General features: G+C 40.9%; 15 protein-coding genes. 8 read left to right on the top strand and 7 right to left on the bottom strand.

Features of this window, described 5'->3' with window-relative positions; all coding sequences use genetic code 11:
* Window positions 1–201 precede the first annotated feature (201 nt).
* From DSL64_RS29610 to DSL64_RS26605, 6 genes are all read left to right on the top strand, one after another.
* On the top strand, window positions 202–606 hold the full coding sequence (locus DSL64_RS29610; protein WP_115834009.1) for an Rpn family recombination-promoting nuclease/putative transposase: 405 nt from the start codon (window positions 202–204) through the stop codon (window positions 604–606).
* Window positions 607–843: 237 nt separating this feature from the next.
* Complete coding sequence (locus DSL64_RS29050; protein ID WP_158547983.1) at window positions 844–1,017, top strand: hypothetical protein; 174 nt, start codon at window positions 844–846, stop codon at window positions 1,015–1,017.
* A gap of 604 nt (window positions 1,018–1,621) precedes the next feature.
* Entirely contained in the window at window positions 1,622–2,230 is a 609-nt protein-coding gene (locus DSL64_RS26620) for a TlpA family protein disulfide reductase (RefSeq protein WP_199539517.1), read from the top strand.
* A 568-nt stretch (window positions 2,231–2,798) separates the two neighbouring features.
* Entirely contained in the window at window positions 2,799–3,359 is a 561-nt protein-coding gene (locus DSL64_RS26615; protein ID WP_115834007.1) for a Crp/Fnr family transcriptional regulator, read from the top strand.
* A 77-nt stretch (window positions 3,360–3,436) separates the two neighbouring features.
* A complete protein-coding gene (locus tag DSL64_RS26610; protein WP_115834006.1) occupies window positions 3,437–4,300 on the top strand; it encodes an SDR family oxidoreductase in 864 nt (287 codons plus the stop codon).
* Window positions 4,301–4,306: 6 nt separating this feature from the next.
* Window positions 4,307–4,633: a DMT family transporter gene (locus DSL64_RS26605; protein ID WP_115834005.1), complete on the top strand. Its 327-nt coding sequence runs from the start codon at window positions 4,307–4,309 to the stop codon at window positions 4,631–4,633.
* A 226-nt stretch (window positions 4,634–4,859) separates the two neighbouring features.
* On the opposite strand, the gene DSL64_RS26600 is transcribed toward DSL64_RS26605, so the two are convergent.
* Entirely contained in the window at window positions 4,860–5,486 is a 627-nt protein-coding gene (locus tag DSL64_RS26600; RefSeq protein ID WP_199539515.1) for a transposase, read from the bottom strand.
* Window positions 5,483–5,650, bottom strand: coding sequence for a hypothetical protein (locus tag DSL64_RS29195; protein WP_199539513.1), 168 nt, complete (start codon window positions 5,648–5,650; stop codon window positions 5,483–5,485). Before DSL64_RS29195 ends, DSL64_RS26600 begins: the two co-directional genes overlap by 4 nt.
* Window positions 5,651–5,699: 49 nt before the next feature.
* On the opposite strand from DSL64_RS29195, the gene DSL64_RS26595 reads away from it, so the two are divergent.
* Entirely contained in the window at window positions 5,700–6,692 is a 993-nt protein-coding gene (locus tag DSL64_RS26595) for a Fic family protein (protein WP_262512422.1), read from the top strand.
* Between the two features lie 68 nt (window positions 6,693–6,760).
* On the opposite strand, the gene DSL64_RS26590 is transcribed toward DSL64_RS26595, so the two are convergent.
* A complete protein-coding gene (locus DSL64_RS26590) occupies window positions 6,761–8,149 on the bottom strand; it encodes a thioredoxin family protein (protein ID WP_115834004.1) in 1,389 nt (462 codons plus the stop codon).
* Window positions 8,150–8,453: 304 nt separating this feature from the next.
* On the opposite strand from DSL64_RS26590, the gene DSL64_RS26585 reads away from it, so the two are divergent.
* The gene (locus tag DSL64_RS26585) at window positions 8,454–8,876 is read left to right on the top strand and encodes a hypothetical protein (RefSeq protein ID WP_115834003.1); all 423 of its coding nucleotides are present in this window, start codon (window positions 8,454–8,456) and stop codon (window positions 8,874–8,876) included.
* Here DSL64_RS26585 and DSL64_RS26580 read toward each other — a convergent pair.
* The 4 genes from DSL64_RS26580 to DSL64_RS26565 form a co-directional block, all read right to left on the bottom strand.
* On the bottom strand, window positions 8,869–9,765 hold the full coding sequence (locus DSL64_RS26580) for a helix-turn-helix domain-containing protein (RefSeq protein ID WP_115834002.1): 897 nt from the start codon (window positions 9,763–9,765) through the stop codon (window positions 8,869–8,871). The genes DSL64_RS26585 and DSL64_RS26580 overlap by 8 nt on opposite strands.
* A 54-nt stretch (window positions 9,766–9,819) precedes the next feature.
* On the bottom strand, window positions 9,820–10,824 hold the full coding sequence (locus tag DSL64_RS26575; RefSeq protein WP_115834001.1) for an aldo/keto reductase: 1,005 nt from the start codon (window positions 10,822–10,824) through the stop codon (window positions 9,820–9,822).
* A 297-nt stretch (window positions 10,825–11,121) separates the two neighbouring features.
* A complete protein-coding gene (locus DSL64_RS26570; protein WP_115834000.1) occupies window positions 11,122–11,706 on the bottom strand; it encodes a TetR/AcrR family transcriptional regulator in 585 nt (194 codons plus the stop codon).
* Window positions 11,707–11,787: 81 nt separating this feature from the next.
* Window positions 11,788–12,540: a glucose 1-dehydrogenase gene (locus tag DSL64_RS26565; RefSeq protein WP_115833999.1), complete on the bottom strand. Its 753-nt coding sequence runs from the start codon at window positions 12,538–12,540 to the stop codon at window positions 11,788–11,790.
* Window positions 12,541–12,958 lie beyond the last annotated feature (418 nt).

Below are 12,958 nucleotides of genomic sequence, written 5' to 3'. Positions count from 1 at the left end.
CGGCAATTTGATAGTAGCTGTGATTTTGAAAAACATCCTGCATGGCCTTTTCTGTAGCCGGGTAAAAATCTTCAAAGAGCCTTGAACAAATAGCCATTCATCACATTACGGTAACAGGCAAAACGTAAATCTTTGCCGAATGAGTGAGTATAGATCAAAGCATGATACGTTTCTTCGGGCCATTATGGGCAACCCCGCAGATTGCGCTGGATCATTTCCGCTCACGTTTGCCAGGACCGATTTGAAAAACTAAATCTGTCGACTTTAAGGCAGCTTCCTGACACATATGTTTCAAAAGAGCTGCAGGCATCCATCTCAGATATCGTCTATGTTTGCCAAAGAGCGGATAAAGCAGGGGAAGTGAGAATCTTCCTGTTGATTGAACACAAAAGTTATGTAGATAAATATACCCCGATTCAAATCGGCAGCTATATTTTTTCAGGGCTGTTAAAACAAATTTCTGATGGTGAGAATCCTTCATTGATAATTCGGATTCTACTTTACCACGGTAAAAACCGGTGGGAATACAGAACCTTGTCCTCTCTGTTTTATGGTCTAGATCCCGGACTACCAGTACATTTTTCACAATCTGGGCGAAATTTCTGATGAGAAGATTCAGACTTTACAAAATAAATTTCTTGCAGCATCGCTACTGGCAATGAAATATAGTGTGTTCAAGGAACGATTGAGTGAATGGACCCAACAATATTCCAGCTGGCAGTGGATACCGAGAAGAAATTGCAAACAAGTTTGATTGTTTATAGATTCGTAAACAGTGAGTTAGGCGAATATCAGCTTATAGAGTTGGTCACTTCGCTACCCAACCAAATAAAAGAGACAGTTATGAGCACTTTAGATATTTTTGTTGAAAAAGGCCGCAAAGAAGGTGAACTAGGGAAGTCAAGAACCGCAGCTGAAAACCTGATCAAACTATCCTTATTGCTTCAGCTCTTGAAATCACGACTGATTATGTGGCTGAGATTCGCCGGCAATTGTCCCTTCCGAAGTAGTGGTTGATTATGCACTACAGCAGGTAATGGTCGGATAGCTGTTACTCCCCCCCCTTAATTTTAATGCAATTAAGCTGCGTATTTCTGTGATATTGATCCTTTATCCGGCGATGTCGCTGAGATTTAATTCAGGAATAAGGCTATGACAAATCATGGAAAGTGTCCCAATGACTTCCGTGTTAAAAAGTTAAGTTGCCTGTAGTAATACGTCATGATTGGATTGAGGTTGATTTTGGCCCAATAACCTCCATTTTCAGATGCCAAGACTAATTCGGGCTAGAAAATTTGGCCCGGTGACTTCCGAAATGATTGGCCCGTTGACGCTAGTTTTTGACAATCTGCATAGATTTGGTTGGCTTGATGGCAAATTGTTTAGTGAAATTCTACAAACTTAGCCTCACCATTTATTCATGTGGTAGACAGATTTTCTTTTTAATGACCTCTTATGTAGCGACAGTCAACGCATTACAGGTTAGCTGCCTTGCTGATAGCTTGTTTATTTTCTGGATTTCTTCTCCCTATCATTTGTATACCTCTTGTTGTCTGCCAGGTGACCAGTCCGGCTACAAAAATTCTAAAACTGTATAGATCGGTAAAGAAACTTATAATCAATGGAACTCAGGATTGAGATGAATAGCATGAAAAAGAAATGGTTGTCAGCGTCAAACATAAGTACTGGGGTGATGGTGGTGTTTTTAGCTGCCATGGTTTTAAACCCTGAGGTGAAGGCGTGGACCATCCAGACACTGATGAAAGTGGGACTGTTCCAGCCCAAAATAGACAAACAGCCCGATGACGCCTCAACAGATCCATTGCCAAATGTTTTATTCCGGGATGGTGACGGTATAACGGTTAACATCGCATCACTTAAAGGAAAAGTTGTATTTGTCAATTTTTGGGCAACCTGGTGCCCGCCTTGTATTGCAGAAATGCCCTCTATTGATGCGTTATATGGTAAGTTTAAGGATAATGAGAATGTCGTTTTTTTAATGGTTGATGTTGACGGCAATCACGAGAAATCAGTCAGTTTTATGAAAAAGCACCATTACGCTTTGGAAGTGGTGAGCCCCGCAAGTGAAATTCCAACCGTTTTTATGCAGGGGAGCATCCCTACGACAGTGATCCTCAGTAAGGAAGGCAAAATGGTTTACCGGCATGAAGGAGCAGCAGATTATAATAGTGCGGAGCTAGTAGATATGATCGTGAAACTTAGCCGTTGAAACAAGGTTTGTGAATGGCAGAAGTGTATTATTGTAATACTTCTCTCAAATTGGATCAGTTTTGACAGCCCATAAGAATATTATAATGCAGGTCATCCATAATTTTGCTCAACTTGTAGTTCTGATTTCTTTTTAAATCCAAAATCTCGAAATTGCCTTCGATCAGGGGTAGGGAAGAGGCCTGTGCAGCCAGACTAATTTAAATGTAAAATGGATCCACTTTTGCTCTGTTCAAGAAAAGATATTTTAAAAAAGACGAACGGGAGTACGTGAGAGAAATCTCCATGACTACTTGATGAGATAACCGGTTCTGATAATCTGTTGAGTAATGCTTTCAGAATAAACTTTTCCGGTATTAGCATCGTATTGTCTGGTTCAGTAACATTTTCGGTCAACTTAAAAATCTAATCGGCACATCAGGATATTGAGGTCTTATCAAGTTATTTTACCAAATATGCTCATTGGATATGCCAGGGTCTCTACCCATGATTGGCAGTTAGACTGCTCAGGAAGAGGCGAGCAAAGATTAAAAATTTAAACGGCAAAGGTGTCAACCAAAAGAAAGAGCATGAATGCCTTAATAAATAAATTCAAAGAATACGGAAACTTACCGTACGAAATAGAGCAGGAATTGGCTAAGTACGTTAAAAGTAGGACCAAACAGAAAGGTGATTTCTTTATAAAACAAGGGCAGGTTGTATCCAGCTTGTTTGTTATAGAAACAGGGCTCGTACGGTCATATTTCATTAGAGACAACCACGAGATAAATGCTTGGTTCGGTTTTGAAAATGCTATCTTAGGTTCAGCCATGCCGCTTTTCTATGACCAACCATCTTTTGAAAATATTCAGTTCTTGGAGACCACTACTTACCATTATATATCAAGTAAGGATCTTAATGAGCTTTATAGAAAGTTTCATGAAATGAGTAATATTGGAAGAAAAATAGCAGAAGAATGTTGTGTAGTTGTGGCAGAACGGGCAATGTCATTGCAAACCGAAAATGCCGAGCAACGCTATAATTCCTTGCAAATATATCAACCAAGCGCCACGCAGAGAATTTCATTGGGGCATATAGCATCATACCTGGGCATTAAACAAGAAACGTTAAGTCGTATCAGAAGGAAATAAACGATTTTGACTTTTGTCAAAATTAGTGGCCCTTATTTGAGCTTCCTTTGTATCATAAATTTTAAAAAAAGTAGTTTATGATATTAGTAACAGGTGCATCAGGAAATTTAGGAACTGCGGTAATTGCAAACCTACTAACGAAAATGTCGGCAAATAAAATTGCAGGTTTGTACAGAAATGTATCCAAGGCACAGGCATTCGCAGACAAGGGGATTGGTATCCTTATTGGAGATTATGCCCACAAAGCATCACTAGCAGAAGCGCTGCAAGGCGTCGAGAAATTATTGCTGATTAGTAGCCATGGAAATGATACTTTAGTAGAACATAAAAACATGATTGATGCTGCTAAGGAAGTGGGAGTGAGGCATATTTACTACACTAGCGGTGCTTTGAACAAGTCAGTTGGTCAATCGCAGCTCGGTCCCTTGGTAGACTCATATATTACTACCGAAAATTACATAATCGAAAGCGGCATGACCTTTACCATTTTCCAGAATGGTTTGTATTCTGAAACAATTCCGTTTTTTGTTGGGGAGCATGTTCCGGAAACAGGTATTTATTTGCCAACAGGCAATGGCAAAGCGAGTTTTGCTACCAGAGCAGACATGGCAGAAGCCATTGCAAATGTCCTGGCTGGCGAAGGACATGAAAATAAAATTTATGTAACAACGGCTCTTCCCTCTTATTCATTTGCCGATATTGCCCGAATACTGTCAGAAATATCTCAAAAGCCGGTCTCCTACACCAGCCCCGATCCATCTGAATATGAAATGCAACTAAGGAAATCAGGTTTGGATGAAGGTAGTATCTGGTACTTATTACTGCTTACTGCAATTATTAAAAATGACGAATATGAAATATCTGCCTCAGATTTAGAACAATTGTTGGGTCGAAAACCTACTGATTTAAGACAGTATTTAAAGGAGACATTTTTATCTTAAATCAATATGAAATACGTGTTTCTATCCTTAGCCATTGTATTAGAGGTTATTGGTTCAAGCTTTATGAAAGCCTCCGACGGATTCACCAAATTGTTGCCGTCAACAATTTTTGTCATAGCTTACCTAAGTTGTTTCTATTTCCTTTCACTGGCACTTAAAACAATTCCATTGGGCATTGCTTATGCCATTTGGGCGGGATTGGGGATTGTTCTTACTGTAGGTGTTTCCGTTGTAATATTTAAGCAAAAAATAGACATGGCAGCAATAATTGGCATTGCATTTATAGTTGCTGGGGTTGTTATCATGAATTTCTTTTCGAAAACAGCGCATTAGACTGCAGAAAATCTTTGTAAAAGGAAGGCAATATGAAATTGTCAATAATAACTCAGGGTATTAATTGGCAAAAAGCGACAACTCAATAAGATTTTCATTCTCCTATATCTTCATTTGTGTATGGAGGTATAGGAGATCTGTTATAAGCTGATACTTGTTCAAAGTGAGTTTGAACATAATAGTTAATTGGGTCAACCAGCAACTAGTGTAATGATTTTTAAGTAAATTAACTAACTGATAGTAGATTTCCGGTGTATGTCCATGCGAATGGCTTGGCCTTTGTCTGATTGTAAGTTTTAATATATTCGATGAGTTGTGCTGATGGCTGTTCAACTGATTTCCAGACACCTCCTTTTAGTACGTCTTTTGATAGCATGTTGAAAAATATCTCGACCTGGTTAAGCCACGAGCAGTAGGTTGGCGTGAAGTGTAGTTTTATCTTTCTTTTGCCAGCTAACCATTCTTTTACTTTTTTATATTTATGGATTGCCAGGTTATCCACAATCACATTTTCCGGTGGATTCATGTATAGCCCCACGATATTAAACATCCTCTGTTCAAATTCAGGATCAGGACTTTTGCCACACCAGTATTCTATTTTGTACGGTTTCAGGTCTGCTTTCTTCAGAATCTGTTGCACCTTGGTTTGGCTGATACCTACCTGCTGTCCGATTCGTCTCTGCGACCAGTGGGTGTAGCCGCCATCAGGCTTCTCACAGGCTTTTTGAATTACCATCGCTTTTTGGCTGGCTGTTACCGTGGCAGGTTTACCGCTCCTGGCAGCGTCTTTCAAACCGGCAAGGCGCAATCTGCGAAACCGTTGCCGCCATTTATTCACAATAGGGCGGGTCAAACCCGTGCTGATAATGATCTCATCAATCCTTTTCCTTCCAGACTCAAAAGGATTACTTCTGCCCTTTGGCTGTATCGTTTCTCTATTTTAAAAGAGCGGCTCATTACAAGAAGTTCCAGACGGTCTTCTTCACTCGCTATGATGGGTTGTGCTATCCTGGCCATACCACAGAGATAATAATTTTAGTTTATTATCTCTGAAATCATTAAACTAGTGGGTTTGAATCAGGATTTGACCCGGCAGACGCAACTGGAAATTCTGATTTCTGAGGTTATGAAAACTTCGGAGATCGAAGGAGAGTACATGAGCCGGATCGGTGTGATGTTCTCCATCCGGAAGAATTTAGGTATCAGCGATGGTCATAAAATTGCAGATAAAAGAGTTTTCGGTGTGGCAACTTTGATGACAATAATCAAAGAGCAGTCGCAGCAAAAATTATCAAAGGAAATGATTTTAAGCTGGCACAAGATTCTGATGGAGTCTTATCCTGGAATTAATGCTGGTTGCTGGCGAACGAGCGCCGAGCCCATGTTGGTTATTTCAGGCGCATTGGGACGAGAAATCGTTCATTATCAGGCTCCACCATCCACTTGCGTGGAGAATGAAATGCAGCAATTTTTGGAATGGTTTAATACACCTAAGAGTCAACATGCCGACGATATCACAGCCGCCCTGATCAAGGCAGCTATTGCTCATTTGTATTTTGAATCCATCCATCCTTTTGAAGATGGTAATGGTCGTATCGGAAGGGCTCTGGCAGAATTTACGCTCTCTAGCTCACTGAAAGGTCCAGTGCTTCTGTCTATGTCAAAGGTCATAGAGAAAAACAAGAAGCAATATTACGACGCCTTAAAAGCCGCCCAGTCGCAACTGGAAATTTCTGACTGGATTCTTTATTTCACCAACGTCATATTGGAGGCACAACGTGACGCGAGAGATACTATTGAATTCACAGTGAAGAAGACAAGGTTCTTTGATCAATATAATCTAATTTTAAACGACCGACAATCAAAAGTGATTAACAGAATGCTTCAAAGCGGACCGTCTGGTTTTGAAGGAGGGATGAGTGCGGCCAAATACATGTCCATCACCAAAACGTCGAAGGCAACCGCTACCAGGGATCTGCAGCATCTGTATCAAACCGGTATTTTTGAACAACAAGGTGCAGGGCGGTCGGTTCGTTACAATCTGGTACTTTCTGTTTAGTGTGTTCACAGCAAAGCGCCGCAATATTTAGAAAATATATTATTGAAGTGAAGACGATTTAATGAGCACTACCACTGCAGAGTCCCGGCTTTCATTTTCTCCAAATCTTTTTCCATAGATACCCAAGACTGGCCGGTTACTTTTTGAGCTTCCACCGCTTTAGTTTGCCATTCAATCGCTTCGCTTTTGCGGTTGAGTTTATAGAGTAAATGTGCATAGGTATCGATATAGGCTGGGTTTCCCAGTGGCATATAATTCTTATCCCGGCGCAGGTCTTCATACCATTCCATCGATTTTTTCGACCACATCAGCGCTTGTTCCAGGTCCCTGGTTTTGTTGTTAAGCTGGTAAAAGTGCCAGGCATGCTCATTGAGTTCCATATGAAAATGTTGGGAAGGCGGAGCAAATTGTACTGCCTGCCTTGATCCGCCCGGACCCATTGGCATTTGTCGCTCCCTGGATTTTTCAAAAGCTGCCTCATCTATTCTTTTCAGGGAATCAACGGTCATCCGAAGATGAGTATTCGTTATGAAGAGGCTCGATTCTCTGAAATAGCTTGTTGTATCTTTAATTGTATAATAGAAGTTGATCAGACCCCGGTGATAATAAAGTCTGCCTGAATTAAAATCAGGAGAATAGGTCTGCTGCGTAAAATATGCGGTTTGGGAAGCAAGATTTATATCTTTTGTCTGAACAGCTTTTTGCATGCTATTAGCTATAATTGCTCTGTTAATCGCTACTGCTTCCTGGTAAGGAATAGATTTATACAAACTATCTACCAACCTTTTATTTCCTTTGCCCGAGCCGCTTATCGCCTGAATTAATTTGTAAGCTCTGCTGTCGAGCGTTGGTCCCTGTTGAAATATGAATCTGATCACTTGTAGATCAGCTAAAGAATCTACCGGTAGTTTGCCGACATATTCATCTAATAAATCGCCTGATGGTAAATTAACTTCACGCCTTTTGCGAATAAACTCTTTCAGAAAAACGATTGACCGTTGTCCTTTTTGATATTCTTTTTCGTAATCACTGAGTTGCTTGCCCGATTTCCGTTGGATAGCCAGTTTGGCATTTTCCAGATAGGTGCCAGCGTTGTTTGTGGTTCCGTTGTATCTGTTGAGAAGATTACCTTCCGGATCTGCAAAAAGTGAGACGAAAGGTGCACGGATCTGAAACTTTTCAGCCAGTTTTTTGCCATTTTCAGAGGTTATATCAGCGCTGATAGCAATGAAATTGTCCTGAAATATCTTTTGGAGCCCGGGGCTTTTGAATCCCTGATTGGCCACTTCATTGCATTGTTCACATCCGGTGCCCCATAAATGGATAAAAAGAAGCTTTTTGTCCTTTTTAGCAGCTTTAGAAAGCTGTTCCCAGGTAGTTGTGCTGTCGATAAAGGAAATCTGAGCATGAGACTGAAAGGCAATTAACACAGCTGAGTATAGTAACAGTTTTCTCATAAAGCAGGACTATGAAGGTTGATGTAACCACAAAGTACAAGCTACATTTCATTTATCCCAACCTGCATCCGAAGTTTGCTCTAAATTAACTTAACGGTAAAATAAATCGTGGAAAATGAAACCGTTTTCGTAACGCCATCTGTCTTTTTATTAAGAATTTAGATTAGACAATATACGTATTAAGATGTAATTAGAAATCTACAAGTATTACTGAACATTGATATAATTGTACACGACATTAAGCTATTTCTAGAATATTTTCGATGATATTGCGTATATTCAGCCCACACTTCAATAAAGCGCAATGCAGTTTCTTTTTAAAAAGCTATTATCCGAAATTCAAAGCTATTGTCCTGATTTTGATATTATAGACAATAAACAGGATACAGATGTTAATGGTGAAGTCAGGATGGTTATTAATAATGATCCGGCGAAAGCACTCCAATTATGCTATTGGAAGAATGAGTTTATTCAAGTGGATATTCTGCCTGAATACTTTCCGAAAAAGGACGAGGAATACAATCTTTATATTCAATTCAATAACAAGGAACATGTATTTACCAACGTGGGAGGACATTGCTTTATATTTCGTCTGAACAAAGAACTAAATCTTTTACAGGGAGAAGATGCTTATGACAAGAATCCTGATCCCGTAAAGACTTATTCCGAACAGGAGTTTATTGACATGATTTTGAAAGTAATTACTGATAAATCCGGCATTAATTGAAGGTTTGCCTGAACTCTATGGGTGAAATGCTGGTCTTCTTCTTAAATAACGTGCTGAATGACTGTGCGTGTTCAAAACCCAATGCATAGGCAATTTCACTGATCGACAGGCTGGTCGTAGAGAGCCTTTCCTTCGCTTTAGCAATCAGCTTTTCATGGATGTGCTGCTGGGTATTCTGCCCTGTATGGATGCGTAGAAGGTCACTCAGGTAATTTGGCGAAAGGTTCATCTGTTCAGCAATTTGTTGCACGGTAAGAAGCCCCTTTTCTGTCGGTTCATTAGAATCGAAATAATTGTCTAATAATTGTTCAAAACGGACGAGGAGCTGATGATTGAGGTTTTTCCGGGTAATAAATTGCCTTTCATAAAAACGTTGAGAATAACTGAGCAGCAGCTCAATCTGAGACAGAATAATTTCTTGTGTGTGCTTGTCTATATGTGTACATTCTTTATCAATTTTATGAAGAATACTGATCAGGTCTTCTTCCTCTTCCGCAGAAAGGTGTAATGCCTCATTGACAGCGTAGGAAAAGAATCCATAGTTGTGAATGGTCGTAGCCAATGCATGGGTCAGCAGAAAATCCGGATGGAAAATGAGCAGGTATCCTGACCCGCATTCTACGGTCTGAAGATCGAGATATTGCACCTGGTTTGGAGCGGTGAAGCTAAGCACGCCTTTGTCATAATCGTAATGCTGCTGGCCATACTTGATTTTGCCTTTTGCTTCTCTTTTCAGCGCTACGCAATAGAAGCGGTTTACAAAACCCTTCCACACATCATCCTGCAGAAAAATGCTTTCTGAAAGATTGACCACGCTCACCAGCGGATGACGAGGCTCAGGAAGAGACAGTAACCTGTGAAACTCCGATATGGATTTGATAGAATTCATGGCGTAAAGTAAATAAAACGGTTGCAAAAAATTCAATGCAACCGTTTCGGTGGATTAATCAATAAGTCCCATGCTGAACTCATCGTATGGTTTACCGGTGTCGGTACCCAATGGTACAATGCTTTCAAGTTTGGACAGGTCGTCGGGGCTCAATTCAATAGCGGTTGCCGCAATATTCTGTTCAACATATTTTGTTCTTTTTGTACCCGGAATTGGTAAAATTCCTTTGCTGATAATCCACGCAAGCGCCAGTTGAGACGAGGTAACATTTTTCGCCGAAGCCATCTGTTCGATTGCTTGTACCAGTTCGATATTTTTGTAAAAGTACTCCTGTTGAAAGCGGGGGATGGCCCGCCGGAAGTCATTCTCAGGAAGGTCGTCGATACTGCGAATTTGCCCTGATAGAAAACCACGTCCTAACGGAGAGTAAGCTACAAAACCGATGCCAAGTTCATCAAGCGTTTGGAGTACACCGCGCTCTTCCACAGTACGCTCAAAAAGTGAGTATTCGCTTTGCACGGCCGTTATCGGGTGTACGGCATGTGCTCTGCGGGCAGTTTCGGAAGAGACTTCCGATAAGCCAAGATACCCCACTTTCCCTTCCTTCACAAGTTCACTCATCGCTTCCACCGTTTCCTCGACAGGTGTGTTTTTATCAAGTCTGTGAAGGTAATACAGATCAATGTAATCGGTACCCAGATTTTTCAGAGAGCGCTCCAATGCTTTTTTTACATACTTTTTTTGACCGTTAATCGCCCAGGTAACTTTGTTATTGTCATCAATTTCCCATCCGAATTTAGAGGCGATAATGTATTTTTCGCGTTTCCCCTGAATTGCTTTCGCGATGAGCTGTTCGTTTTTTAAAGGTCCGTAAAGATCGGCAGTGTCCAGAAAATTACCACCCAGTTCCAGTGACCGGTGAATGGTCGCGATGGCTTCCTTTTCGTCTGCTGGTCCATACATATGTCCTTCTTCAAAGCCTGTCATGCCCATGCAGCCCAGCCCGATCACCGGCACTACTAAACCTTGATTACCTAAATTCGTTTTTTTGATTTCCATGCTGTTTGTTTTTTGTTATGCAAATATCAGAAGCCTCAGTCAGGCGGCTGTATGCAAAACCCTGAAGCTTGTATGCATATCACGGATTCAAACGAAAGGTTAATTGTATTGCCAAGATTCTCACATCTTATATCCTGCACAGCTCTGATTTTGACTTCTGAAACAGGTAGTGTATAGTATTATGTGACAAGGTGATTATTTGTTAGATTCCCTTGCAGATTGTCTTAGGGCAATCGATCAAAATAGGATGGAGGATGGTTCGATTTATAATTTAGGAGCTTCTGCTAAGTGGGTCTTTCAAGCCTTCAATGCGGATAAACAAACGGTAACGATGTCGTCAAAGACCGCTTTGCTGGCATCAAATTTCATAGTTACCCGCAATCCGTTAAGGGAATTGAAGATAAATCTTGCCAATGCGCGGGGCGAATGTTTTGTTGTGAAGACGCCGGAATTTTGTCCCCGTTCAATAGCTTTACAAACTGCATTTTCCGAATCTTCCATAATGGAATTCGCAATAATTGCTACCTCGGAATCAAAGGGGGCCAATTCCACTGCGGAGTTCACCATCAAACAACCCTTATTGTGCTCGGGACTAATAGCATCTGCTTTAACGATTTCAAAAACATTCCTGATATAGGCCTCTACATCCTCAACAACTTCTGCCTGTTCAAATACGGGATCAATCCTTTCTTTCCTGTATTGCTTCAAGGCAAGGATAAAAAGGGAATGTTTGTCACCATAGGTATCATATAAACTGGAACGACTTATACCAAGACCGTCGACGAGGTCCTGCGCAGAGGTGGCATTGTAGCCGTTTTGCCAAAACAAGTTCATTGCTTTGTCCAATACCACTTGTTGATCAAACACTTTTGTTCTTGCCATAAGTAAGCTTTGTGAAGAAACACATATACTACGACAAAAATAGTAAATACGGAACATTCGTTCCGTATTTAGACAAAAAAATTAGAAACGTAGTGCATTTACAGACGCTCCTCCGTCAATGGTGATTTCTGCACCCGAGATAAATGAAGTTTCATCAGATGCAAGAAATGCGACAGTTCGCGCCACCTCAGCAGGCTCTCCGTAGCGTTTGAATGGCATTTTACTTCTGATGAATGTGTGGATCTCTTCACTCGCAAATTGTCCTTTATAGATGGCTTCCGTCTCTGTCATAGCGGGTGCAACGATGTTAATTCTGATTTTTCTGTCTGAAAGCTCCACTGCTGCACTTTTACTATAAGCAGTCAGTGCGGCCTTGCTTGCTGAGTAAATGGCTGTTCCCGAAGCAAAGGTAAACGCGCTCACTGAGGTCATGTGGATGATCGAAGCTCCGTCGTTAAGAATAGGAATAAATTTTTCTGTGGTGAAAACCGCGCCCTTAAAATTGATGTCTACCATGGTATCAAATATAGATTCCGTTACCTGACCGACCGGCTCCTGAAGTGCCACACCTGCATTTACAAACAGAACGTCGACCTTCCCGAATTGGGATTGAACCTGCTCAACCAGTTTGTCTGTGTCTTGCAGGCTCGCAGCATCAGCCCGAATACCCATGGCGTTATTGCCTAATTGTAGAAGCGCCTGATCAATGGTTTGTTGATTGCGCCCTGTGATAATAACCTTCGCGCCTTGCTCAATGAATTCTTTCGCAGTGGACAGGCCAATGCCGGCGCTTCCGCCTGTTACTACTGCTACTTTACCCTTTAACTTACTCATTTTTAAATTTGTTGTTAATTGTGGAATGATTGTTCCGTAAAGATAAATAAATCGGAATGATCATTCCAAATATAATTTCATAATTACTTTCGTCAGGGGATATGCAGGAACTTATGTCTGTTAGATAAAATCTTTGTGATCGTTTGAAACAACAAAAGCTGACCTTGTTTTCCGGCTTTAATGCAAAGCAGCAATTCCTCTCTATAAAGATGTTTTTGTTAGTTTTGCTGGCTGCAGAGGCTGCTATGATAACAGGTACGCTTTCCGAATGAATTTCCAGGGTCAACTGGATCAGGATTACGGACGAGCGCTCATGATGTCGTATCCCTCCAACTTCAATCGTATGCGTCCGACGAACCCATATTGTGTAGCTGATCTTTTCGGTGGGAAGGTTAACTATTTTGATTATGGAACTTGC

Origin of the sequence: Dyadobacter luteus, assembly GCF_003383615.1 — a bacterium.
In the GTDB taxonomy this organism is placed as follows: domain Bacteria; phylum Bacteroidota; class Bacteroidia; order Cytophagales; family Spirosomataceae; genus Dyadobacter; species Dyadobacter luteus.
Note: the sequence above shows the minus strand (reverse complement) of the source record. Positions and strands in the feature narration are given on the sequence as shown.

Coding starts and splice junctions, on each gene's coding strand:
- DSL64_RS29050 (WP_158547983.1), top strand. CDS start 844: ATGAGCACTTTAGATATTTTTGTTGAAAAAGGCCGCAAAGAAGGTGAA.
- DSL64_RS26620 (WP_199539517.1), top strand. CDS start 1,622: ATGGAACTCAGGATTGAGATGAATAGCATGAAAAAGAAATGGTTGTCA.
- DSL64_RS26615 (WP_115834007.1), top strand. CDS start 2,799: ATGAATGCCTTAATAAATAAATTCAAAGAATACGGAAACTTACCGTAC.
- DSL64_RS26610 (WP_115834006.1), top strand. CDS start 3,437: ATGATATTAGTAACAGGTGCATCAGGAAATTTAGGAACTGCGGTAATT.
- DSL64_RS26605 (WP_115834005.1), top strand. CDS start 4,307: ATGAAATACGTGTTTCTATCCTTAGCCATTGTATTAGAGGTTATTGGT.
- DSL64_RS29195 (WP_199539513.1), bottom strand. CDS start 5,650: ATGGCCAGGATAGCACAACCCATCATAGCGAGTGAAGAAGACCGTCTG.
- DSL64_RS26590 (WP_115834004.1), bottom strand. CDS start 8,149: ATGAGAAAACTGTTACTATACTCAGCTGTGTTAATTGCCTTTCAGTCT.
- DSL64_RS26585 (WP_115834003.1), top strand. CDS start 8,454: ATGCAGTTTCTTTTTAAAAAGCTATTATCCGAAATTCAAAGCTATTGT.
- DSL64_RS26580 (WP_115834002.1), bottom strand. CDS start 9,765: ATGAATTCTATCAAATCCATATCGGAGTTTCACAGGTTACTGTCTCTT.
- DSL64_RS26575 (WP_115834001.1), bottom strand. CDS start 10,824: ATGGAAATCAAAAAAACGAATTTAGGTAATCAAGGTTTAGTAGTGCCG.
- DSL64_RS26570 (WP_115834000.1), bottom strand. CDS start 11,706: ATGGCAAGAACAAAAGTGTTTGATCAACAAGTGGTATTGGACAAAGCA.
- DSL64_RS26565 (WP_115833999.1), bottom strand. CDS start 12,540: ATGAGTAAGTTAAAGGGTAAAGTAGCAGTAGTAACAGGCGGAAGCGCC.